Annotated in this window: 18 protein-coding genes and 2 pseudogenes; 18 read left to right on the plus strand and 2 right to left on the minus strand. The window is 40.3% G+C overall.

What is annotated here, in order from left to right:
- The first annotated feature begins 690 nt into the window (after positions 1-690).
- The 9 genes and pseudogenes from AC6EJC_RS14150 (at position 691) to AC6EJC_RS14190 (ending at position 10,070) form a co-directional block, all read left to right on the plus strand.
- The gene (locus AC6EJC_RS14150; RefSeq protein ID WP_444954507.1) at positions 691-1,824 is read left to right on the plus strand and encodes a HesA/MoeB/ThiF family protein; all 1,134 of its coding nucleotides are present in this window, start codon (positions 691-693) and stop codon (positions 1,822-1,824) included.
- Entirely contained in the window at positions 1,821-3,023 is a 1,203-nt protein-coding gene (locus AC6EJC_RS14155) for a hypothetical protein (protein WP_444954508.1), read from the plus strand. The genes AC6EJC_RS14150 and AC6EJC_RS14155 overlap by 4 nt, the downstream gene beginning before the upstream one ends.
- Positions 3,024-3,536 (plus strand): DJ-1/PfpI family protein, encoded by a 513-nt coding sequence (locus AC6EJC_RS14160; RefSeq protein WP_444954509.1) that lies wholly within the window; start codon positions 3,024-3,026, stop codon positions 3,534-3,536.
- A gap of 633 nt (positions 3,537-4,169) precedes the next feature.
- The gene (locus AC6EJC_RS14165) at positions 4,170-4,661 is read left to right on the plus strand and encodes a DUF6985 domain-containing protein (protein ID WP_444954510.1); all 492 of its coding nucleotides are present in this window, start codon (positions 4,170-4,172) and stop codon (positions 4,659-4,661) included.
- 353 nt (positions 4,662-5,014) lie between these two features.
- Positions 5,015-5,185, plus strand: a complete 171-nt coding sequence (locus AC6EJC_RS14170; RefSeq protein WP_162833927.1) for a hypothetical protein — start codon at positions 5,015-5,017, stop codon at positions 5,183-5,185.
- A gap of 98 nt (positions 5,186-5,283) precedes the next feature.
- Positions 5,284-5,764: pseudogene (locus AC6EJC_RS14175) on the plus strand (antitoxin YezG family protein).
- A gap of 171 nt (positions 5,765-5,935) precedes the next feature.
- Positions 5,936-6,610 carry a hypothetical protein gene (locus tag AC6EJC_RS14180; protein ID WP_444954511.1) on the plus strand — a complete coding sequence of 225 codons (675 nt, stop codon included), beginning with the start codon at positions 5,936-5,938 and terminating at the stop codon, positions 6,608-6,610.
- Positions 6,611-7,184: 574 nt separating this feature from the next.
- Positions 7,185-8,252 (plus strand): hypothetical protein, encoded by a 1,068-nt coding sequence (locus AC6EJC_RS14185; protein WP_444954512.1) that lies wholly within the window; start codon positions 7,185-7,187, stop codon positions 8,250-8,252.
- Between the two features lie 21 nt (positions 8,253-8,273).
- Positions 8,274-10,070, plus strand: a complete 1,797-nt coding sequence (locus tag AC6EJC_RS14190; protein ID WP_444954513.1) for a DNA/RNA non-specific endonuclease — start codon at positions 8,274-8,276, stop codon at positions 10,068-10,070.
- Positions 10,071-11,216: 1,146 nt separating this feature from the next.
- On the opposite strand, the gene AC6EJC_RS14195 is transcribed toward AC6EJC_RS14190, so the two are convergent.
- Positions 11,217-11,693 (minus strand): hypothetical protein, encoded by a 477-nt coding sequence (locus AC6EJC_RS14195; protein WP_444954514.1) that lies wholly within the window; start codon positions 11,691-11,693, stop codon positions 11,217-11,219.
- Between the two features lie 127 nt (positions 11,694-11,820).
- On the opposite strand from AC6EJC_RS14195, the gene AC6EJC_RS14200 reads away from it, so the two are divergent.
- From AC6EJC_RS14200 to AC6EJC_RS14210, 3 genes are all read left to right on the plus strand, one after another.
- On the plus strand, positions 11,821-12,048 hold the full coding sequence (locus AC6EJC_RS14200; RefSeq protein ID WP_444954515.1) for a DUF896 domain-containing protein: 228 nt from the start codon (positions 11,821-11,823) through the stop codon (positions 12,046-12,048).
- Between the two features lie 66 nt (positions 12,049-12,114).
- Positions 12,115-12,513 carry a DoxX family protein gene (locus tag AC6EJC_RS14205; RefSeq protein WP_444954516.1) on the plus strand — a complete coding sequence of 133 codons (399 nt, stop codon included), beginning with the start codon at positions 12,115-12,117 and terminating at the stop codon, positions 12,511-12,513.
- 74 nt (positions 12,514-12,587) lie between these two features.
- Positions 12,588-13,538, plus strand: coding sequence for a ring-cleaving dioxygenase (locus AC6EJC_RS14210; protein ID WP_444954517.1), 951 nt, complete (start codon positions 12,588-12,590; stop codon positions 13,536-13,538).
- Positions 13,539-13,656: 118 nt separating this feature from the next.
- Here AC6EJC_RS14210 and AC6EJC_RS14215 read toward each other — a convergent pair whose 3' ends face one another.
- On the minus strand, positions 13,657-14,808 hold the full coding sequence (locus tag AC6EJC_RS14215) for a glycosyltransferase family 2 protein (protein WP_444954518.1): 1,152 nt from the start codon (positions 14,806-14,808) through the stop codon (positions 13,657-13,659).
- Positions 14,809-15,457: 649 nt separating this feature from the next.
- Here AC6EJC_RS14215 and AC6EJC_RS14220 point away from each other — a divergent pair.
- The 6 genes and pseudogenes from AC6EJC_RS14220 to AC6EJC_RS14245 all read left to right on the plus strand — a co-directional run.
- Positions 15,458-15,628, plus strand: a pseudogene (locus AC6EJC_RS14220) (aldo/keto reductase); the annotation flags it as partial.
- 88 nt (positions 15,629-15,716) lie between these two features.
- Positions 15,717-16,376 (plus strand): PspA/IM30 family protein, encoded by a 660-nt coding sequence (locus AC6EJC_RS14225; RefSeq protein ID WP_444954519.1) that lies wholly within the window; start codon positions 15,717-15,719, stop codon positions 16,374-16,376.
- Between the two features lie 26 nt (positions 16,377-16,402).
- The gene (locus AC6EJC_RS14230; RefSeq protein WP_444954520.1) at positions 16,403-17,437 is read left to right on the plus strand and encodes a TFIIB-type zinc ribbon-containing protein; all 1,035 of its coding nucleotides are present in this window, start codon (positions 16,403-16,405) and stop codon (positions 17,435-17,437) included.
- On the plus strand, positions 17,434-18,228 hold the full coding sequence (locus AC6EJC_RS14235) for a TPM domain-containing protein (RefSeq protein ID WP_444954521.1): 795 nt from the start codon (positions 17,434-17,436) through the stop codon (positions 18,226-18,228). The genes AC6EJC_RS14230 and AC6EJC_RS14235 overlap by 4 nt, the downstream gene beginning before the upstream one ends.
- A 19-nt stretch (positions 18,229-18,247) precedes the next feature.
- The gene (locus AC6EJC_RS14240; RefSeq protein WP_444954522.1) at positions 18,248-19,240 is read left to right on the plus strand and encodes an SPFH domain-containing protein; all 993 of its coding nucleotides are present in this window, start codon (positions 18,248-18,250) and stop codon (positions 19,238-19,240) included.
- A gap of 260 nt (positions 19,241-19,500) precedes the next feature.
- Positions 19,501-23,241, plus strand: coding sequence for an alpha-L-arabinofuranosidase family protein (locus AC6EJC_RS14245; RefSeq protein WP_444954523.1), 3,741 nt, complete (start codon positions 19,501-19,503; stop codon positions 23,239-23,241).
- Positions 23,242-23,300 lie beyond the last annotated feature (59 nt).

Below are 23,300 nucleotides of genomic sequence, written 5' to 3' on the forward strand. Positions count from 1 at the left end.
AGATTACAAAGAAAAAATAGAAAAATTACATTTGGTTTTTAAATTCAAAAAAACCTTTATTCGACATAATTTTATGTCATATATAAAAATAAAATGTCGAATATAGTATTTTATTGTTGGAAATATATCCTATAAAACATTTATTTGCAAAAAAATTGGTATATAAGTTCTATATATAATTTTATTGTTTTTTATGGTATAAATTACATAACAAATTTAGGGAGGTGAGCACAATGAAAATCAATGTAAAACAAGTAGAAGTATTGGTACCACTGATTTGCCACTATAACTAATTTCATTTATTTCATCCAAGGACGAGATTAAGGAGGTGAGCACAATGAAAATCAATGTAAAACAAGTAGAAGTATTGGTACCACTGATTTGTCACTATAACTAATTTCATTCATTTCATCCAAGGACGAGATTAAGGAGGTGAGCACAATGAAAATCAAGTAAAACAAGTAGAAGTATTGGTACCACTGATTTGTCACTATAACTAATTTCATTTATTTCATCCAAGGACGAGATTAAGGAGGTGAACACAATGAAAATCAATGTAAAACAAGTAGAAGTATTGGTACCACTGATTTGTCACTACAACTAATTTGCTACATATAGTTGGTGAATTTAAGGGGACGTTGTTACTAAACAACGTCCCCATTATTTAATAATTGATAGGAGATATAATATATGAAACCAAAATTTAAGAACATAATGAACCCTGTAATTAATGTTGAGAACAATATACGTTTGGGGTTTGATAAAGAGGTATTTGAAATAGAAGATCCAACAGGAGTTATTTATAAGTTTATCAAACTACTGAATGGATCAAATACAATTGAGGATTTGGTTAATTTAAGTGGACTTACAAAGGAAGAGGTAACAGATGGAATTGCAACGTTGAATAGTATCGGTGTTATAGAAGATGAAACTGCAATAAATGGTCAATTAGATCAGTCTGAAATGGAGAGATACAGGGCAAACCTCACTTTTTTTTCTAATTTTAGTGACATAAACGTTGATAAATATAGCTTCCAAAAAAAGCTCAAAGACTCTAAAGTAGTGGTTATAGGATTAGGGGGTGCTAGTCTTACGGCTGCATCTTTGGCTGGTCTCGGGATTGGCAATTTGGTTGGAATTGATTTTGATACTATAGAATTAAGTAATCTCAATCGTCAATTTTTATATACTGAAGAGAATATTGGTCAATTAAAGTCAGAAGAAACGCAAAAGAGATTATCTCAAATTAATAGCAATATAGAAATTCAAACTCACAACATAAAAGTTACTTCTGCTAATGATATTTTGAAAGTAATAGAAGGAAGTGATGTTATAATCAATGGAATTGATTCCCCAGGAATAATTGCTAGCAGATGGGTCAATGCTGCTGCAGTATATTATAATATTCCAATTATACAAGGTGGTATTAGTAACACTAAGCTTATATGGGAGACCATGCTTCCTAATGAAGGTTGTTATGATTGTTTTCTTATAAATAGCTTAAGAAAAGATTCCTTTTTTGAGTACCAATTGAGGGCATTATATAGTACACGTTTTGAGCACACAAATCCTTCTATTGCTCCTCATGTAGCTTTACTATCAGGTTTTATTTCCGCTGAAGTAGTTAAGCTACTTTCTGGCTATACTCAATCCATGTTGCCATCCACTGCTCATATATACGATACAACAGAGATGCAAATTACTAAGACAGATAGATGGTTTAAAGTATCAGAATGTCCTACATGCGGGAAAAATCATTCAGGAATCGAACCTGTCGATTTAGAAGAACTTATTCTAATTGCAAAGCAAGGGATAAATGCATGATTGATATATCCTTAAATTCAGTTGTCGATGCACATCACTTAACAATTCAGGGAGATGGTGAGGAATATACGGTTGGAGATCCTAACCAAAGCATATTTATAAGAATACCTGTTGAGGGCAAAAATGCAATAGAATTAATGGATGGGAAGAGTAGTTTAAATGAGATCCAAGAGAAGTTACAAAGAAATGGGAATATTGAAGTGGACCTTGTAGATTTTGTACAAACCCTTGTGGAATTAAATCTCATCCATAAAATAGACAATCAAGTATTAGTTGAAATAACTGAACACCAAAAGATTAGTGAATACAAAAAAAAGCTAGGAATGATTTTCTTTAATCGAATTACCTATTTAATTTACAGTGTATCGTTTATTATATCTCTGATACTAATCCTATTACATCCAAATCTTGTTCCTCACTACAAAGACTATTTTATTTTTGAAAATTCAGTAGGCTTAAGCCTTTTGGTACTTTTTGTAATTTCTTGGCTATTAACGATTATTCATGAGTCTGGCCACTATCTGTCAGCTTCTGCCCTAGGTGTTCCAGTTAATTTTAAAATAAATATAAGATGGTTCTGGATGGTAATAGAGGCTAACATGAATGCCCTCTGGTCAGTTGATAAAAGGAAAAGATTTGTTCCCTTTTTAGCAGGCATGGCTTGGGATTCCGTTATTCTACTATTAGCAATTTTGGTGCAGATCTATTATTATAATGTCGAATTTGTTGTCGACTTATCACGATTAGTAGTCTTGCTTCAAATTTACAAATTCTTATGGCATTTACTAATTTTCTTTAAAACTGATTTATATTACGTTCTTATCACAGTTACAAATTCTTCGAATCTGTTATCTCATGCTATATTATACTTAAAAATACTTATAGGATTTAAGAAAAAAACTGATCCATATTGGAGTAACTTAAGCGTCAAAGAACAAAGGATTTCTAAATTATTTTCTGCAATTTATGTTTCAGGAATAGTTTCTGCCATTGTTCTGTTTTCATTTTACTCTGTTCCGGGCTTTTTTATGGCTTCTTCAAGTGCATTCACAAGTATTAATGTGAATCATTGGTCATCTTTGAAATTCTGGGATGGAATGATCGTTATTTTAATTACCGCTTTTAATTTGTTTTTATGGTCTTTAGGAGCTTTAAATTGGCTCAAAGCTAGAAAAAATAACGTTGGAGTAGGTGTTTGAATGAAATCCCATGTTTTAATTTATGATGGTTATGTTAGTTTTGAGATTATGTTAGCAACCTATTTTTTGAAAACCAAGGGGGATATCGTTACAATTGGAGTATCTAAAGACCCAGTAATGTCCCATGAAGATTTTAAGGTTATTCCTTCGATAGATCTTAGTGAAGTGGTTACGGATGATATTCAACTCTTAATTATACCTGGTGGTGATATTACTGAATTAAAGACTAATAAAAGAGTTCTATCTTTAATTAATACTCTGAATAATGACAATAAATTTATTGGAGCAATTTGTTCCGCTGCTGATCTATTAGAAGTTGCAGGTGTCTCCAATAGAATAACACAACAATTAAACAATCCAAATGGTGTTGAAATAAATGAGAACATCATAACTGCTAAAGCAAATAAGTATGTAGACTTTGCTATTGAACTAGGAAAGGTAATGAACATTTATACAAATAATGAAGATTTAAATGAAACAATTGACTTTTTTAAGTTATTTAAAGATAGCTAGCTGATACTGTAAAGAAGTGAATATGTTCTTCTCCCCTATATGTATAAAAAGAAAGCGACGATACTGACTTTGGCGAGGTTTGACGCTTTCGTCGATATCGTCGCTTTTTTTGGATTGGAAAAGGGGAAAGAGGAAAGACGTTTTATAGCTTTATAGTGAACAGTACAATACAAATTTACGAAGAAAAATCACAGGCTTCTTTATAAGTGTTTATTCCAGTTTCTATCAGTTTAAGAGCAACCATATTACCATCGTCATGCTATTGACTCTTAGTTATCACTACATAATATAACTTTTAGATATTATCCCGGTACGTAGAATAAATTGTGTACAAGCCTATCAGTGCCTGTATAAGGATAACGTAAACAATAAATACGGGCAACCCGAAGGCTAGTGACAGAAGGAAAAACTTTGCTAAAGCTGATGAATTATTAGCAAGAGAATGGTCGACTCCAGAGAAAAAATGGACTAAGGACGATGTCGCTAATTGGAGAGAAGATAATAAATATACTTGGCGTGAACTTAATGACCTTGAGAGCATGCATCTTGTACCGGGTTAAATTAATGGTACATACACCCACTTGGGTGGAGTTGGGAAGCATAATATTAAAGAAAAGTTAGGAGAATGATAGTATGGATAGACTTAATCATGAACTCTTTGGAGAAGTCTCTTACGATTTGTACTGGAATGGGCAACAGGAAATAAAAATTTTCGGGGAAAAGAGAAAGGTAATATTAAGTATAGATGGAAAAGAAGATGGAAAAGAAGATGGTGAATTTCAAGATGCTCAAAAGGAAGCATATATAAACTTTTTTAACGATATGGAAAATATAATGACAAAAGCTGAGAAATCTATATTTGACCATTACCAAGAAGCTTACATGGATTATAGAGATATGGTAGGAGAGGAAGAAGCAGATAAAATTGCTCCAATTATAAAAGATATAGAAGAGTTAGGAAAACTAGTTGAGCCTACTCAATTAATCATTAGAAGAGTTCGTAAAAATGGTATTAGAAGAATCGGGTTGCTTTTTAATTGCACTTGGGAAATAGAACATGGACTTGCTGTAAAGATAGAGAATGAGGAAATAACCGAAGTTGGATTTCAAGATATAGTTCTATAAATTGGATTATGGGAATAATAATATTTTGTTTGAATCGGTTCTACTCGCCATCTCAACAAGCTTATTATTTATATTAACTGTACCTACACAAAATTATAGTCATGGTCCAAAAGTGCAACTTCAAAAAACAATTGGAGGATATTAAGCTGACTAATGCATAAGGATGGAGTTTAAGTTTTGAAGTATATCTTTTAAATATTAGACTGCTATTAAAATCAACAAAAGTAAATAGCGAACGATATCGACTTTTGCGTAGTTTGACGCTTTCGTCGGTATCGTCGCTAAAGAGTTATTGATAGAGTTTGAGTAGGTACATATAATGGACAATTAAAAAAGTAAGGGATTGGACTAGTATGGCGAAAAATACTGGAAACGACTACAGAAAAGGAGCAGTAAGAGATAGATCTCAAACTTACAATCCTAAAAATGACACGTGGGTTAAAAGGGATGCAAGTAACGGAAGATTCTTAGAAGCTAAAACGTCTGATAACACTCCTTTTAAGGGAGTTAGGAAGGAAAAGTAACTTTTTGATAGAGGGTTAGTAAATTTTATATGTGTCAATTGATAGTGGTAGAACTCAAAAAGTCACAATAAAAAATCAAAATGGAGGTTGAGCAGGCTATGGAGAAACAAATGGATCAGTTATATCCTCAAATTGCAGAGCATGTTTTAGATATGATACCTGAAGACAAATGGCATGAGATTTATTTGTATGCTGAAATATTAGGTGACTCTAGTAATGTATACTTTTATTTTAATACGTCTGAGAACGGAGATTTTATATACTCTCATGATATCCCCGAAAAATATGGTGTAAGTGAGAAAATTTATGATGACTTGCTATTAGGGTTACAATCCAAATTTGAAAAGCTAAGAAAAATATTTATTGATAATGATCAAGAGGCGTGGACGAATTTAACCACTGAAGTATCCTGGTAAATTAAATATTCAATATAATTATGAAGATATAATAGCTTCAAAAGTAACACCAACTCAACGACAAATGATTTTTGAATATCAACATTTAGGATTGTTACCTATAAGTGAGAGAAACAGACGGTTTTTAGAGGAATATTTAAATAATCAAGATAAGTATCAGTAGAGCCAAACCCACTTTGACATAATTTGTCATTGTGGGTTTTTATTATGAACCCGGCCTTACTATAACCTGGGGATGAAAGAGCACTACATACTGGGCATATGGGATTGGGAATAAGTGAAGTAGAATAAATAAAGCGAATCCACTTTCTAAACCTAAAAAAGGGAGACCATAATGAAGCCTATAATGATAACTAAAGGATGGAATAAACACGATCTTTGGAAGGGATGTATACTTTCATCTATTGCGCACGCAATTATGGTGGCCCATTATCCTGAACTGTCCTATGAACATTCTTGGGATGGAATGAACTATAGTGTTATTGACGGAACAGGTGGGAGAGCAACAATTACATTCAGTGAAAAGTATTGTGTTGCAGCATTCCGAAATGATAATGTTACTCGTTCTGATGTTACAGCTGCTATTGATTATTTTAAAGGAGCACCCGATGAAGTCTTGGAGTTAGCGAAAAGCGAAACTTTGGAGTATCTTCTGGAAGAAGGGGAAGATGGTGTGCCCATCCCTTCCATTACTACAGCTTTCTGGGGGGATCAGGATAACATGATCTCTATAGATAACGTAGTAAGGATCGTTTTAAATGGAGGCTATCTTTTAGAAAGACAGTTAATGGAATATGATTCAGCAGTTGAATCTTGGCGAGATTATTATGAGATGACGGATGAACAAGTTGATCTTCTTAAATCAATATACACGAGAAAGATTAAAGATTTAAATAATGACATAATATTAACCAAGAAAGAAATTGAAGCGATTGGAACGAGTGATCCTGAGGGATTGAATGAAAGTGAGACTTCCTTTGAGGGAATTGGAATAGGTTGGGGCAATTAACGCTGGGTAGTAGATGTTATTGTCTTGCTTTATCTGAATGATAAGCGACAGTAGAAAGATGAGTGGCCTTCTAAATGTTTCAGGTATAAATAAGCGATGGTACTGACTTTGGCGTAGAGTGACGCTTTCGTCAGTATCGTCGCTTTTTAAGGTTAAAGATCCCGGTCGTATTTCGGCTTCACTGATTAGGGAAATCAGTTGATTCTTTTCTTCGTTATTAACAGTTTCAGTGAGCGTCCTCCTTCTAAGATGGCCCCATATGAATATATGGCTTACTTAAGGGATACGATATCGATAAATTCATAAGAAAGGTTTGATGCAAGTGTCTGCTCTACAGGAAACGGAAGCTATTCGGCAGCCCCACTACCCTATCATATCAGGGTCAATACCTCATCACCAAGCGGATAAAGAAGGGCGAACTGCCCTTGAATCAACCCGAATCATTGAAGCACATTTAAAAAATCCTCAGTTGATAAGCTCATCCGAAGGTGCCTTAAAAAAAATATTGCTGACCATTCCCTCTTATGCCGTTCATGACCCTGCCCAACGGAAAAACCCCTACAAGGCGATTTACATGGACTTGTTGCATAAGCTCCCCGAGTATGTGGAACTGTTCATTATTGTTAACAAAGGCAGTGAAGAAGCAGTTCACTCTTGGTTGCAGGAAGAGAACAGGTATGAAAAATCAACCATAATTGTCTTACCAGACAATCTACATTTTAGTGTATGGGCTGAGGATGCTTACTCCATCGTGTACGACTCCGATACCGACAAATATTACTTTTTAGAGCCTCTCGATTTTATTCGCTATGCAGATTCCATGGTTGCAGAATATATCTCAAACGGAACAGAATTTGATTCTCTTCAAACTCCGCTTCACTTTCAGGGAGGGAATATTCTAATTGGTGATACCTTTTTTCTTATCGGAGCCGATTATCCGGCTTTGACTTTGAAATACGTAAATGACGCCATACTTCCGGACGGCGACGAAACGCCTCAACAAACGGTTTATCACGCTTATGGACAGTATCTAGATTCCACAAGAGAATTGTTTTACGTTAAAAGTAATGTACCTGTTCCTACCGAACGCTCAAGAAGAGTGACCATTGGTGGAGAATTGTGGACGGAGCATATCTATTTCGGAAACATTGATGGAACCCAACAGCCCCTCTTTCATATTGATATGTTTGTTACGCTTATTGGACGAAATCAAACAGGCAAATATGTAGTTCTGGTTGGCAGTCCCAAGTTGGCAGCAGATTTACTGGCTGTTCCGCTATGGGATCACTCTATGAATGATGTTTTTGACAGTGTGGCCGAACAATTAAGCCGGGATGGGTTCGAAGTGCATCGCAACCCGCTCCCTATGGCGTATTTTGATGATAAGGAAGCGAAGACAAGGCAGTGGTATTTTTGCACCTACAATAACGCGTTAGTGGAGCGAACAACAACAAGCAAGACCGTGTGGCTTCCAACATTCGGATATGAGGAATGGACTGAATTACAAAAAACTGACCTGGAAAATAAAACACTTTGGGAATCATTGGGTTACCGTGTTATACAGATAACAGATTGTCATGTGCTTGCATCCAATTTAGGTGTTCTACATTGTATAAAAAAGTATCTGGAACGTAGCAAATAAATCGAAGGAAGGATGAATTACATGTCTATTCTTACAGTAGATGAAAAAACAGCAAAACAGGCTCAAGAACAATCCGCTATGAAGCGTTATGTTGAAAGAATCGCGATAAGAGAACGGAATTTAGTGGGGTTGCAAACCAAAACACCTGTTGAGTTAGATAATCCCGACCGAGTAGCTTCACGAAAAGAGATGATTCAACCAGGAGATGAGTTTACTCTGGAGCGACTCATTGGCAGAAATGATTTATTTCCGTTTCACTATTTGGAGAAAGGAATTATAGCGGGGAAACCGGTTTGCAGAATTGTTATTCATAATGGCAGCGGACGAGAACCGGGGCATGGGACGGGATTTCTAGTCACTCCCCAACTACTGCTAACGAACAATCATGTACTGAGAAATCCCGAAATAGCAAGTATGAGTCTTGCCCAATTTGATTATGAACAAGATATAAACTTCAATGATCGAGTCTTTCAGCAATTCCGATTAGCACCGGAAATCTTTTTTATGACTGATTCAAAGCTCGACTTTACCTTAGTTGCTGTTCAGGAGAGATCGGCGGCTGGAAAGAGCATTCAAGATTATGGCTTTTTGCCGCTTGTAAAGCAAACGGGGAAAATCCTTTTAGGGGAGTATGTCTCTATTATCCAGCATCCAGAGGGACACCATAAGGCGGTTGTCATCCGGGAGAACAAAATTACCGACATGCTTGATAACTTTATCCATTACACTGCCGATACCTGCGAGGGTTCCTCTGGCTCAGCAGTTTTCAGTGATGACTGGAAGGTTATTGCCCTACATCATGCAAGTGTCCCTGATCCAGATCATTCCGGTAAATTTATCGCCAATGAAGGAACCCGTATCAGTAGCATTTTAAATTATATCGAACAGAATACGTCTTCTCTTTCGGAACAGCAAAAAACACTGATAAAAAACTTGAGCCACAATGTTCCTATTGTTTCCGACCAGGAAGAGAGTATGGTTGTGGGAGAACCATTCAACTTGGAATGGTTCGAGGGCTCTACCGGGCATGATCCAGCATTTTTAGGAGACGGGCAGGATGTTCCTCATCCCAAGCTCAGCTCGGCTTTAGCAAGAGATGTGGCGAAACTAGATAATGGAGAAAATATTCTCAATTACACTCATTTTTCCATCGTAATGAGTAAATCCCGACGCCTGGCTTTTTATACTGTTGTGAATATTGACGGAAAGCAATCTAAAGATGCTGAAAGAGATGATAATTGGCGGTACGATCCAAGAATTGACGAGAGTTATCAATGCGGCAATGAGCTGTACAAAAGAAATAAGGTGGACAAGGGCCATTTGGTTAGAAGAAGAGATCCAATTTGGGGTACTAATTCCGAAGAAGCGAATAAGGATACGTTCCATTTTACTAACTGCGCGCCCCAACATTGCAGCTTTAATCAAAGCAGCAATTTATGGCTCGGTCTTGAGGATTACCTTCTGAATCATGCAAAAAACAATCAACAAAAAATGACTGTATTCACCGGTCCCATCTTTCGAGAGAACGATATCGTTTACCGTGGCGTTCAAATTCCAGAGGAGTTTTGGAAGGTTGCGGTAGTTGTAAAGGATAACGGAGAGCGATCCACTACTGCATACCTTGTTTCACAGAAGCCTTTCCTCAACGATCTGGAGGCAGACGTTCCCGGAGCATTCATGACCTTTCAGGTGAAAGTGTCGTTGATCGAAGGCTTAACGGGACTCGATTTTAACGATCTCCGCAATTATGACCCATTGGAACGGCAAGAGGCGACTATAGGAAATCCGATTGAACGATTAGAGGACATACAACTATAGTTTTAAATCATACAGGGAATCGATCCAGTCGATTTCCTGTATTATACTATATCTTGTGCGTTAAAATATGTTCGCTAAAAAAGCTAATATGTGAGTTAAGATTGTTCACTCGATGATAATATACAATTCACAAAAAAAGTGGTTGTTGACTTTAGGATTAATGGTTCTAAGGATGTTAGAAGAGCAATTGAATCCAACATGGGACAAATACTTCTGAATCACTAGACGATGAGCGAGACTAAAGATGGAGCAGGATTTATTAGTGCAGCGATTGGACTTATGAGCAAAATAAATACACTATTCTCTTTTTATCATAATAGTCAAGGACTCTACTCAGGTGCAGTACAATTTTTAAAATCACTAAACTAAACAAAGGGTTAAATTATATATCGAGAATTAATCGAGTATAATTTTAAAAGAAACAAGCGACGATACTGACTTTGGCGAAGTTTGACGCTTTCGTCGGTATCGTCGCTTTTTTTGGATTGGAAAAGGGAAAGAGAAAAGACGTTTTATAGCTTTACGGTGAGTAGTACTAATACATATTTACGAAGAAAAATGCAGACTTCTTTATAACTATTTATTCCAGTTTTATCCGTTTAAGAGCAACTATATTACCGTCGTCATACTATTGACTCTTAGTTATCACTTCAATAATTTAACATAATATAACTTTTAGATATTATCCCGGTACGTAGAATAAATTGTGTACAAGCCTATCAGTGCCAATATAAGGATAATGTAAACAATAATTACGGGCAACCCGAAGGCTACTCCATTACCCAATGCAATACCTATTTTTCTCATTATTTTTCACCTTGTTTTTTTGTTTATTCTTTTCAAATGGAAGATTAACGAACTGGTTAAACAGCGTTTTGGTCTGATCCGATTTTAAAAATTCAAGTATCATCTGGTGTTTTCCAAAAGCGAGCATAGCTAATATGAGATAGCGAATTAGTGTTACATTCCTGCAAGTGAAGCCACCTGGATAAAACCTATTAATCTGATGTACTATTTCCTTTAAAACAGAGTTAACGGTGGGACTTTCGCTTACAGCCTCAATTTCATTCCAGTATTGTTGAATGCAATGGATGATTTCTAGAATGTTGTCATAGTCATCTTTTTCTGAACGTTGTATGGACTCTTTTATCGTTCGTAGTTTAACCAGTCCAAGAACATATCGGCATCAGCAATAGTTTGAGTTGTAACATTTGGATTAGGTCTAGAGAAGAGCTTTAGCCCCTGACATGTCATACTACTACCTGCTGCTAACAGTTGTACAAGACTGAGGATATTTCGGAAAGATCCTTTCTCTGCCTCCTGTTGTTGTTTTAATTCTTTAAGATCTTGATTTGAAGGCCGCCCTGGTTTTTTCTTGGGTACAGATTCTTCAATCATCTCATTCAAAATGTAGTCTGCAAATTCTGGATCTTTAGTCTTGTTATTGACCTCGGTGAACTTATCCTCAATTTCAAGTGCAAAATTATAAACCGCATCCTTTAGTTTATGCCAGAACTTCTTGATCTCAGGAAGTTCGGCTGGTGATTTGCTCCTGAAAGCCATAAAGCAGTTATCATAGAGCATCCTCTGTGATAACTGCTTTTTCTTTTTCTCCGTAAGCAATCAAGAGCTCATCTTCTTTTCTTTTCGAAAAAGTATTGACAAGGATAGAAAAGTATTATATCTTTATATCAAGATAAATAAATTAAAGATAAAACGTCAGAAAATTTTGAATAGGGAGGTATATAACATGCTTACAATTTTAGAAAGAATTAACCAGCTTGCAAACAAAGCAAAAGAAGTTGGGTTAACTGAAATCGAAAAAACGGAACAAACCGATCTTCGCAAAGAATACCTTCAAATCTTTCGGGGTTCTGTAAAAAGCATTCTCTTGAACGCTACGATTTATGATCCACATGGAGATGATGTTACTCCTGAAAAACTAAAAAAAGAACAGGCCCAAATCGTTAAACAATAAGTTTAATTTTATCTAATATCTCTAATTCGAAAATCTTTAAATAAAATATAATATGGGAGGGATTTTATGTTGGCAAGTGGATTGTTACTGGTACGTTTGGTGATTGGATTGTTATTGGTGGGGCACGGAGCACAGAAACTTTTTGGTTGGTTTGGCGGCTATGGTCCAAAGGGCACCGGCGGTTGGATGGAATCGATCGGCATTAAGCCCGGAGTATTCATGGCAGTGTCTGCTGGGTTGATGGAATTGTTGGGAGGAGCTCTATTTGCTTTAGGACTACTCACTCCACTGGCTGCATTGTTGATTACGGTGACTATGCTCGGAGCAATTTTCAAAGTACATGGACAAAACGGGATCTGGGCAACAGCTAACGGCTATGAATATCCGCTAGTTCTTATTGCAGTCGTAATTGGTATTGCGTTGACAGGAGCAGGTTCATATTCCATCGATGCATTACTTAGATAAAACATGATGTTTAGACCATTAAAAGTCATCAACAACAACAAATAAAGGTTCCTACGATTAAAGGAGGGTTTCATATGTCACTTCAAACTACAGGTATCCATCATATTACAGCTTTTGCCGGTAATCCGCAGGAAAATGTCGACTTCTATGCCGGCCTCCTGGGGCTTCGGTTAGTGAAGAAAACAATCAACTTCGATGCTCCTGAGGTTTACCACTTGTACTTTGGCAACGAGGCAGGAAGTCCTGGAACAATCATTACTTTTTTTCCTGCACCAGGAACTCCTAAAGGACGAATCGGAGGTGGCCAAGTGGGCATAACCTCGTATGTGGTACCCCCAGGTTCACTTGATTTTTGGGAGCATCGCTTGGAAAGCTTTGATATTCAAGTTACGAAAACGAGCCGTTTTTCTGAACAATATCTTCAATTCGAGGATAATGAGGGTTTACGCCTTGAGCTTGTCGAACGTGAAGCGGGAGCGAATAGTACTTGGTCTTACGGTGGCATTCCAGCTGATAAAGCAATTAAGGGATTTGGAGGGGCCGTGCTATTTAGCGTCAACCCACAGAGAACGATGGATGCATTGGAGAGCATACTCGGATTTACGAAAATCGCTGAAGACGCAGAATATGCCCGTTATCAGTCCGTAGGAGAAATCGGCAACATCGTAGATGTTCCGCTCGCCAAAATGGGTTTAGGCTTTGGTGGAGCAGGCACGGTACATCACATTGCGTGGCGTGCAAAAGATTTTGAACAACATGAAGAATGGAGAAGCGCAGTCCAGCATTATGGATATCAGCCGACTCCCATTATAGACCGCCAATATTTTAATGCGATATATTTCAGAGAAGCGGGCGGCATCCTATTTGAAATTGCTACAGATCCACCGGGATTTGCTAACGATGAACCTGCTGAATCTTTGGGACAGGAATTAATGCTGCCAGAGTGGTATGAACCGCAGCGGGCTCAAATCGAGGCGAATCTGCATCCTATTAAAGTGAGAACATTAACGGAAAAACAAAAGTAAGAAAAAGTTGCATATGACTCTTCCATAAGACAGCTTGCCGAGTTTGGCCTGCTCTCAGATGGAGGAGTCTTTTTATTACGGGAAAAATTCATGTGTTTTGTGTCCTTCCGGCCTCTTGCTACTCCACCAGCTTTTCAGACTTCACTAGCATTTCTCGTAACACATGAGCGACTCGACTTTTCCGGTTCGCTGCTTTCTTTTTTATCAAGTGTAATGATTTTTTGTATGCATGAGTATGGCTTTGTTCGTAGAACTGTTTGGCTGCAATGTGTAGTGTTCTTCTTAATAACAGTGCTGATGAGCGTGTTAACTTAGAGCGGAATCCCCTGCGCAATACCCGCAACGTATTTTTGTAGGTCTCAAAATCCTCGGATGGAGGGATAAGGGCGAATAAATTTAACGAGGAGTCATTGAATCCGTAAGTTTCATACATGATTCTCAGATTTTCCGTATTTAACACGTTTCCTCTGAGATAGGTTGGATGTTCCTGATGATATCCGACCACTTCTTTGATGCAATAAAAAGGGATTTTTAAGCGATGCAGTCTATAGCCAAGGTCCCAGTCTTCGAGTCCATAGAGCACAAACCGTTCATTAAAACCTCCAATACGAATCAAGTGGCTGCGTCTGATGGCTACACAACGAGTCACCAGTAACATCCAGGGAGCTACATCCGTTGTGGCAAATTGTTTTTTAGTATTTGGAGGGACTCTTGTGGGGCTAATTACTTTTGACAATGCACCCGTTTGATGAAGGATATCTTCTGGCGTTATGATCGGAATAATTTCATTCGCTGCTTCAAAGTCGGCATTCCATAAGCCTGATTGTGTAAGTATGTTGCGACAATGCTCTTTTTCTTCAGGGGAAAAGTCAGGGTAATAATGGGTGAAAGCATCGTCCCACGAGTGAGGAATGCCTGAAAGCACGGCCATGGGATGTTTACGGTGGTAACGGCTTACGATCCTAATGAATTCAGGCAACACGAGAAAGTCAGCGTCGCAAAAGATGATGTATAGTCCTTTCGCACGGCGCAGTCCCAAATTTCTAACGGCAGATCGACCGCGTTGTTCCTGATGTGACACATAGATAAGAGGATAGGATGCTTTGAAGCCTTCGACCATTTCTTTCGTTTCGTCTGTAGAACCGTCATCAGCTACAATTACTTCGAATAGTTGCTTCGGATAGGTTTGTGTTTCAAATGAAGCGAGTGTGAGCAACAGTTGCTGGGCTCGATTATAGGTTGGAATGATGATGCTGTAGCGGATAGCCAATATGATCTCCCCCCACCATTCTTATTAGAAAACGTTTGAACAAGATAAATAATAACAATGTATTCAAGGATTGTAGCCTGGTCTAGTCAAACATCTCTCAAAGTTCGAAACAGGCTTGGTCTTATTGCGGATGTATTTGTAGCCTCCCACCCATAGGTGATTGTGTTCCGTTATCTTTGGGCAAGGGCTCGACTCCATTTATGCCATCCGTGAGATTACCTTGCAAGGTGGCATTACTGTATTTCCGGTAAGAAACATCATCAATTCATTCGCGAAGAAGGCATTGACTTACCAGAGGTAGAGAACTGGGTATGGAAAGGCTTGAAGTAAAAAAATATAGTCTACATCGACTTAGTGTTGGACACCCAAGTATATTATGAAGTGGAATATATGATTTGTTAGTACGATACAAGTGCCAGGCCCCCGTGACTTCAAGTGTGATTTCGACGGGGATCAGGCACTTTTTTGATTTAGCAAACAGAGAACTTGATAATGAATTCACAGCTGATGCCAATCCTTATATTGAACGGGCAACTAATAAAACTTAATGTCCCGATTAGGTTTGTTTCAGAGGTTATACTAAATCTTTTTAACCTAGTGGGTATATAAGATATAAGGAATGAATGGCTTGCTGTATTTTGCCCGAACATTGAAGAGGTGTTCTGTACGAAGAGAGGAATTGTTGATTTGCTCCAAACTACCGGGTCGTCGACATGCTTATCAGGAAGCCATTGGAACAATTGAAGAGTCATTATACAGAGGAGGCCTGGATTATTATGATCTTTATCTGATCCATTGGCCGAATCCCGAAATTGATCAATAGGTCAGTATATATAGCTATGATGAACATTTTTTACCGGATTTAATGTATGATATGGTGGGATGTAGTCCTTTCGAAGGAGGTCATCATGGGAATTTTGTCGAGGTTTAGGGATATTATGAGGGTGAGTGTTAACGCCTTATTGGATAAGGTGAAAGACCCGGAGAAGACGATTGACGATTATATGCGGAACTTGAACAGCGATCTGGGCAAGGTGAAAGCAGAAACGGCCTCAGTGTTGGCTGATGAGAGAAGGGCGAAAAGAGCATTGGATGAATGCAAAGCCGAGATCAAAAAGCTCCAGCATTATGCGAGTAAGTCCGTGGAAGCCGGTAATGATGAAGAAGCTCGAAAGTTCCTGGAGAGAAAGGTAACGCAGGCGGAGAAAATGCAACCACTACAAACCTCTTATGACTTAGCTTCAGCAAACGCCGAGAATATGAAACAAATGCAGGATAAATTGCTATCTGATATAGGACAGTTGGAAATGCGGCGTACTGAACTTAAAGGGAAAATGGCGGTTGCCAAAGCACAGCAAACCTTGAACTCTATGGGCAGCAAGAATTCTGCTTTCGAAGTCATGGAAGAGAAGGTGAACAGAGCGTATGATGAAGCGATGGCTATAGCCGAGCTTCGGACAGGAACGAAGGACGACCTGGATGCTTTACTTGCACAATACGAGAGGAGTACCAATGCAGAAGATGATCTGGCTGCAATCAAAGAAAAAATCAACCATAAGGAATCATAACAGTTTCTACATGAAGAGGTGAGCAGATGCCGGTTATCCAATACAAATGCCCAAACTGCGGCAGCGGCATGGTCTTTAACGGTGAGACAGGGATGTTATCCTGTCATAGTTGCGGAAGAGAAGACAATATCGAATCTATTCCTGATCCTCTGACGAATCGTATTTTTTCAGAAGATGAGGCCCATGAGTATCATTGTAATAACTGCGGAGTAGTGATTATGACCGAAGTGGAGACGAGTGCAACGGTGTGCAGCTTTTGTGGTTCTGCCGTGGTTCTCGGGGATCGACTGACTGGGAAGCTGGCTCCAGCGCAGGTTATTCCTTTTTCAATCAGTAAGGAAGAAGCCATAGCTGCTTTCAAAAAATGGTGCAAGAATGGCCGTCTGACGCCGAATCGGTTCATGATAGCAGACCGAATCAAGGGAATAACCGGGATGTATGTGCCCTTCTGGTTATACGAATTACATAATAAAATTGAGGTTCAAGGTGAAGGTACCCAAGTGAGAACCTATACGAGCGGAGACTACGAATATACGGAAACGAAGCATTTTGATGTATATCGGAAAATCCGTTTGAATTATGTAAAGGTTCCGATTGATGCTGCGGAGAAAATGAACGATGAGCTGATGGATAAATTGGAGCCTTTTCCATACGATCAGCTAAAGCCCTTTAAAACACCATATCTAGCCGGTTATATTGCGGAAAAGTACAGTTATAACGAAGAAGAGCTTTTCCCGCGAGTTAAAGACAAAGTGAAGGAATATATTGATGCTTATATTCAGTCTACGGTGTCAGAGTATACGGCCGTGAGTTATACGGAAAAGCAAATTGATACTACATTAAAGCAAGCGGATTATGTCCTGCTCCCGGTATGGGTCATACACTATGACTACAACCAATTGGAGCATACGTTTGCGATGAACGGCCAGACGGGGAAAGTAGTCGGTAAGCCTCCGATTAGCAAGTTCAAAGTGACGGCTTGGTTTGCAGGCATTTTCGGCATTACTCTCTTTTCATTGAGGTTAATCACTTGGTTGATGATGGGAGGGGGATTTTATTGAAAAAGCATAGAGCGATTATAGCCGTTTTGTTGTTCTTTGCTGTTTTTCTGGCGCTTCCTATGGAAATGAAGGGCGAAGCAGCAACGACAGAAATGAAGCCATTGATTTATGATGAAGCGGGTCTGCTTAATCAGGAAGAGTATGATGTGTTGAACGCTATGGCTAATCAATACGGAGCGGAAAGAGAAACGGACATTATTATTTTTACTACCCTCAATCCCAACAATATGGATGTTATGAAAATGACGCAAGACTTTTATGATGACCATGGCCCTGGGTATGACAGATCTCATGGGAACGCGGTCATTTTAACGATGGATATGAGAAATAGAGAGGTGTACTTGGCCGGATTTTATAAGGCAGAACGGTATCTGGATGATGACAGGCTTACTAAAATACGCCATGAGATTAGCCCGGATCTGACGAACGGCAACTATGGGCTGGCATTTCAAAAGTATATTCTAAGCGCGCACAGATATTTGGCAATCCGTCCAGGGGTGAATCCGGACAGTATATTTTTTAAAGGCTGGCTTCATTTGGCGGTTGCACTGGGATTGGCGTCTATTATTGTGGGCAAGATGGTTTCCAATTCCGGCGGTCGGGTTACGGTAAATCGGCAGACCTACGAGGATGCGAACACTTCAGGAGTTCTGGAGCATCGAGATCAGTATCTTCACACAACGACAACGAAACGGAAGATTGAAAAGAGCAGCAGTAGCAGCAGCTCAGGCGGTGGTGGCGGAACTACCAGCGGCGGTCATTCGCATAGCGGCAGCAGAGGATCATTTTAACTGAAAGGATGGATACAGTATGGGATTCTTCAGAAATCAATTTGCAAATGTTGTAGAGTGGGAAGAATTTAGAGATGATATGATTTTCTGGAAGTGGAGTAATCGTGAAATTAAAAAAGGCAGTAAATTGATCATCCGCTCCGGTCAAGACGCGATTTTTGTAAATAACGGCAAGATTGAAGGCATTTTTGAGAATGAAGGGTCGTATAACATGGACTCTGACATTATCCCTTTCCTGTCTACGTTAAAAGGGTTCAAGTTTGGCTTTAATAGCGGCATGAGGGTGGAGGTTTTGTTCGTTAATACAAAGGAGTTTACCGTCAAATGGGGGACGCAAAATCCGGTTTTGATCCCGACTTCCCAGCTGCCAGGCGGTATGCCCATTCGTGCCAATGGCACATTTAATTTTAAAGTGAACGATTATGTTACGCTCATCGATAAGATTGCCGGGGTGAAGGACAGTTATCTGGTTGAGGATGTTAAAATACGGATTACTTCGGTGTTGGATCAGTTATTGATGAAGTGGATCAGCAGAGAAGGCAAGGACATGTTTAATCTGCAGGCGAACGCTTGCGATATATCGAAGGGTATTCAAGAAGACCTGGACATGCAAGTGATGGACAACGGTATGACGATTACAGGCTTTCATGTGATGAGCTTCAATTATCCTCAAGAAATCCAAGATATGATTACGAAGACAGCTTCTCATGAAATGATCGGTAATCTGCAAAAGTACCAACAAGTGACGATGACGGACGGGATTGCATCGGGTAATGTAAAAGGCGGCGGTGCTGCTTCGGATATGGCGAGTATGATGATGGGGATGAATATAGCGAATGAAATGATGAAAAACTTGAACCCAAACCCAAATCCTCCGGCTGAGACTCAGCCTGCACCTGCTGCCCCCTCTCCATCTGGATATGGTAAAAAGCCCAATTTTTGTCCGAATTGCGGTACTAAAAACGAAGGAGCTAACTTCTGTCCGAATTGTGGACAGAAATTGAACGTGTAACCATAGCTACCGCCGAACTTCTTCATTTCAACAAAGTTTCAACTGGCTAAGTAGTCCTGCAAGCCAAATAGCAGTTGTCGCAGAGTATCCTCTGTGATGGCTGCTTTTTTTAATGTAGTTTGTTCGAGCATTTTCCTTAGAGATCCGATTTATTTGATTGAAAAAGGTACACAGGATAAGGTACTATAGCTATATAGTATGTATTTATATTAACTAATTAGTTATTACATTAATAAACTATAGGTATAGGAGCAAAGAAGATGACCAAATTCCAAGATCAAATCATTGCGCGGTATAAGTTTGATGATGCAGGAAATGTCGGCAAAGATAGCTCAGGGCAAGGCAATGACGGGGTTGCTTCAGGCACAGTAACACCTACGATCTCCAATGCTACCGGAAGAGCGGCTTTGACGCTTGAGGGAGGTCCCAACGGTACGTCTTATATCCAGCTTCCTTCCGACCTTTTTAAAGATGTAAGCGATAACACGGGTGTCACGGTTACTGCTTGGGTCAACTTCGGCAGATTTACGGATATGTGGGAACGTGTTTTTGACTTTGGTAAAGCCCATACAGGGCCCTATATGTTCATGACACGGAATCTGCGCGGAACTCTTTTCACCGAGGCAGATTTGTCCGTAGACCCGGGAAGAGGCTTTGTCAGGGATGAGTGGATGCACATAGCCCTGTCCGTGATCGGTACGGAAGGCGGCACATTAAGCAGCGCGGGCCCGATGGTATATGTTAATGGTGAGGTAGTAGCGGACGGCTCTATCAGCCAAACCTCCAGCGGGAACTATGCCAAGCTGCGTAAATGGTTCGAAACGTTTACAGATTCGTCCAACTATAGTACCAATTTTATCGGTCGTTCCCAACATGCAGCGGATGTAGACTTTGCCGGCTCCGTTTCAGACTTCCGAATTTATAAAGCAGGCTTGTCGGCGGATGAAGTCATTGAGGTCATGTGCGATTCGTTGACAGATGAAGAGATCGTGAAGCTTGCTCGCGATAAGTATTTGTCCTTTCCAACGACGATTGTAACCAAGGACATAACTCTGCCAACCGTTCTGATGGGCGGAAGAGTAGAAGTAACCTGGAAATCCAGCCAACCTGGTATACTCTCTGACAATGGGCAGTTGCAGGCGATTACCTCTGCACAAGGGGTTACCGTCACAGCCTTATTGACGAAGGGCTTAAGCCAGATTGAAGAAAGCTTTGAAGTATCCGTTCTTCCAGAACAGCTACCCCCGTACACGTTGACCATTCATGGAAATAAGGAAGTACTGGATGTCAGCGAAGTGATGTACGGCTTGTTCTATGAAGATATCAATAACGCGGCAGATGGCGGGATTTATGCAGAACTCGTTCAGAATCGCTCCTTTGAATCTTTCGAGTTCGATACGTATTCCCATGCTTCCGGTGAATGCGGCTGCTCTACAGGACGAAACCGCAACCCGTTGTTCGCCTGGTCGGGTGATACGGAGAAGATGACCCCACAACATAGCGGTGGATTAAATGAGTTTTTAGGCGCAAAAGACAAAGAAGTGAACTCTTATTATGTGACGGTAGCGGATGGTGCAACGATTCGGAACAAGGGCTTTTCCGACTCTAACCAGAATTGTGCCATGTCCATCCAAGAGGGTGCCAAGTATGAGTTTACCATCTGGGCGAAGGCCGATTCAGCGGGCACAATCACACTGCAACTGCAAGACTCAAATGAAAAGGCTATTAGTGATTCGGTTACGATACAGGTGGAAGGCGGCAACACGTGGAAGAAGTACGGCATCGATTCCAAGCTTGTGCTGACAGGCTCAGCTACGGTTCTCGGGCAGCTGGCGCTTACGTTTGAAGGGGACATTTCGGTTGATATGGTTTCTTTATTCCCACAAGATGTATGGGGCGCAGGAGAGGAAGAGCAATCCCCATCGGCACATGCTAACTTCCAGGGTAATCCTAACTACCGACTGAGAAAAGATCTGGTGAACGCACTGGTTGGCATGCATCCGAAGTTTTTGCGTTTTCCAGGTGGTTGTATTTCCGAGGGTTCGTTTATATGGGAAAACGTATACGACTGGAAGGAATCGATTGGGGATATCGAGCTTCGCAAGGAAAACTTTAATGTATGGGGCTATATGATGACCATGGGCCTTGGTTATATGGAGTATTTCCAGTTGGCAGAAGACCTGAATGCAGCTCCGCTTCCGGTTATGGCCTGTGGCGTTCTCTGCCAAGCCCGCTCGGATTACGCTCATCCGGCTGGTGGCGCATTAAGAGAATACTATATCAAGAATTTTACGGACCTGATCGACTTTGCGATTAGTGTGGATTTTGAACATAATGAATGGGCTGCCATGCGTAAAAAAATGGGCCATGAAGCCCCGTTCGATCTGCATTATCTGGGCGTGGGGAACGAAAACTGGGGCACAGAGTTCTTTGCCAACTTTGAAGTGTTCAAGACATCTATTGATGAGTACATGGAGAAAAACTACCCAGGTTATGAGCTGCATATCATCTCCACGGTTGGCGCTCAAGCAGACGACGATGCCTATCAACAGGGCTGGAAGTTCCTGAGCGGTAATATGAAGGGTTCGGCTAAGGTTGCCTTTGCAGATGGTAACCAGGTGACGGAAGAAACGGTAACCTGGTATGAGAAGCAAAAGGACTATATGGACACGATTGCAGACGAGCATTACTACCGTTCTAACGAGTACCTGCTAAATAACGTGGACCGCTATAACTACTACTACAGAGCTTATAACGTGGACGGCAGTATAAATTGGAAAGCGACATCAAAGGTTTTTGTCGGGGAGTACGCCTCAACAGATAAAAATACATTGGCAGGCGCTGTAGCAGAGGCAGCGGTGATGACGGGCTTCGAAAATAATGCCGATGTCGTTCGGTTGGCTGCCTATGCACCGCTGTTTAACAAGGTGCTGACGGATGGAACCTACAGATGGACGCCAGACTGCATCTGGTTCGACGACGAAACGGTGTGGTTTACGCCGAACTACTATGTACAGCAAATGTATGCTAAATATTTGGGGAATAAAGTATTGAGCACTTCTTTCTCTACTTACAAAAACGGCAAGCCAACGGATCTCATTCCTCAGGGTGGAATTGAAATCGCGACAGGCAATGCCGAAGTTATGATTAAGCGTGTGACCGTTACTTCCAACCAGGACGGCAGTGTGCTGCTGGATCAAGACTTTACCCAGGAATTGAATTCAGTCTGGCAGGTCATTCCCGGTTCCGTGGGCTCTACAGTGGAGGAAGGCAAGGGGCTTGTCCTCAAAGCTCAGGATAGCGGTCTGAATGGTCTGTACATCTTGAACGACAGCTGGAGCAATTACAAGGTAGAGGTGGTCGCTTCCCGCATTTCCGGCACGGACGGCTTTTATGTGGGTGCGGGTCTCACCGATATTTCTGCGGAGAAAAAGGACGTCGTTGAATACGCGATCGGCTATGGCGGCAAGGCTACCGGCGTGAAGGTTTACAAGCAAGGCATAGAAGGCTACACATTGGGTGACTACTCTTCCAGTACAGCGGCAGGTAACTTGAGAGCAGCTAGCTATGAAGAGTTGGCTGACAACACGGACTACACCATAACGGTGAACTATGGCGGTGAAACGGGCAACAACCTGATCTGCTCTTACACCGACGGCGAGACAACCAGCAAAGTGCTGGACTACAAGCTGGAGGCTTACAACAGAGACGTGTTCAACTCGGTGACCAAAGATGCTGAGCATGTATATGTGAAACTGGTGAATGCCGATAACGTGAATAAGGCAACGCAGCTGAATCTACAAGATTTAAGTGTTGAGTCCATCGCTAAGCTGATTACACTAACCGGCGATTCCTCGCTTGTTCATGTACCTAACGTGAACAAGAAGAATGATGAGAAGGTAGTGCCTACCGAGCAACAGGTTTCGCTTGATACGAATTCTGTCCTCTTACATTTACCGGCTAACTCGGTCAATGTGCTGGTGCTGGATCTTAAAGCGTAGCAAGGCTGAGGGGTTAAGCGGAGAATTCTGCATTTACCGCACACCGTTCATGTTCTGTA

The sequence above is a fragment of the Paenibacillus sp. TY11 genome, assembly GCF_059772165.1.

Bases quoted from the DNA above. Each gene is read 5' to 3' on its own strand.
- AC6EJC_RS14150 (WP_444954507.1), top strand. From the start codon at position 691: ATGAAACCAAAATTTAAGAACATAATGAACCCTGTAATTAATGTTGAG.
- AC6EJC_RS14155 (WP_444954508.1), top strand. From the start codon at position 1,821: ATGATTGATATATCCTTAAATTCAGTTGTCGATGCACATCACTTAACA.
- AC6EJC_RS14160 (WP_444954509.1), top strand. From the start codon at position 3,024: ATGAAATCCCATGTTTTAATTTATGATGGTTATGTTAGTTTTGAGATT.
- AC6EJC_RS14165 (WP_444954510.1), top strand. From the start codon at position 4,170: ATGGATAGACTTAATCATGAACTCTTTGGAGAAGTCTCTTACGATTTG.
- AC6EJC_RS14170 (WP_162833927.1), top strand. From the start codon at position 5,015: ATGGCGAAAAATACTGGAAACGACTACAGAAAAGGAGCAGTAAGAGAT.
- AC6EJC_RS14180 (WP_444954511.1), top strand. From the start codon at position 5,936: ATGAAGCCTATAATGATAACTAAAGGATGGAATAAACACGATCTTTGG.
- AC6EJC_RS14185 (WP_444954512.1), top strand. From the start codon at position 7,185: ATGGACTTGTTGCATAAGCTCCCCGAGTATGTGGAACTGTTCATTATT.
- AC6EJC_RS14190 (WP_444954513.1), top strand. From the start codon at position 8,274: ATGTCTATTCTTACAGTAGATGAAAAAACAGCAAAACAGGCTCAAGAA.
- AC6EJC_RS14200 (WP_444954515.1), top strand. From the start codon at position 11,821: ATGCTTACAATTTTAGAAAGAATTAACCAGCTTGCAAACAAAGCAAAA.
- AC6EJC_RS14205 (WP_444954516.1), top strand. From the start codon at position 12,115: ATGTTGGCAAGTGGATTGTTACTGGTACGTTTGGTGATTGGATTGTTA.
- AC6EJC_RS14210 (WP_444954517.1), top strand. From the start codon at position 12,588: ATGTCACTTCAAACTACAGGTATCCATCATATTACAGCTTTTGCCGGT.
- AC6EJC_RS14225 (WP_444954519.1), top strand. From the start codon at position 15,717: ATGGGAATTTTGTCGAGGTTTAGGGATATTATGAGGGTGAGTGTTAAC.
- AC6EJC_RS14230 (WP_444954520.1), top strand. From the start codon at position 16,403: ATGCCGGTTATCCAATACAAATGCCCAAACTGCGGCAGCGGCATGGTC.
- AC6EJC_RS14240 (WP_444954522.1), top strand. From the start codon at position 18,248: ATGGGATTCTTCAGAAATCAATTTGCAAATGTTGTAGAGTGGGAAGAA.
- AC6EJC_RS14245 (WP_444954523.1), top strand. From the start codon at position 19,501: ATGACCAAATTCCAAGATCAAATCATTGCGCGGTATAAGTTTGATGAT.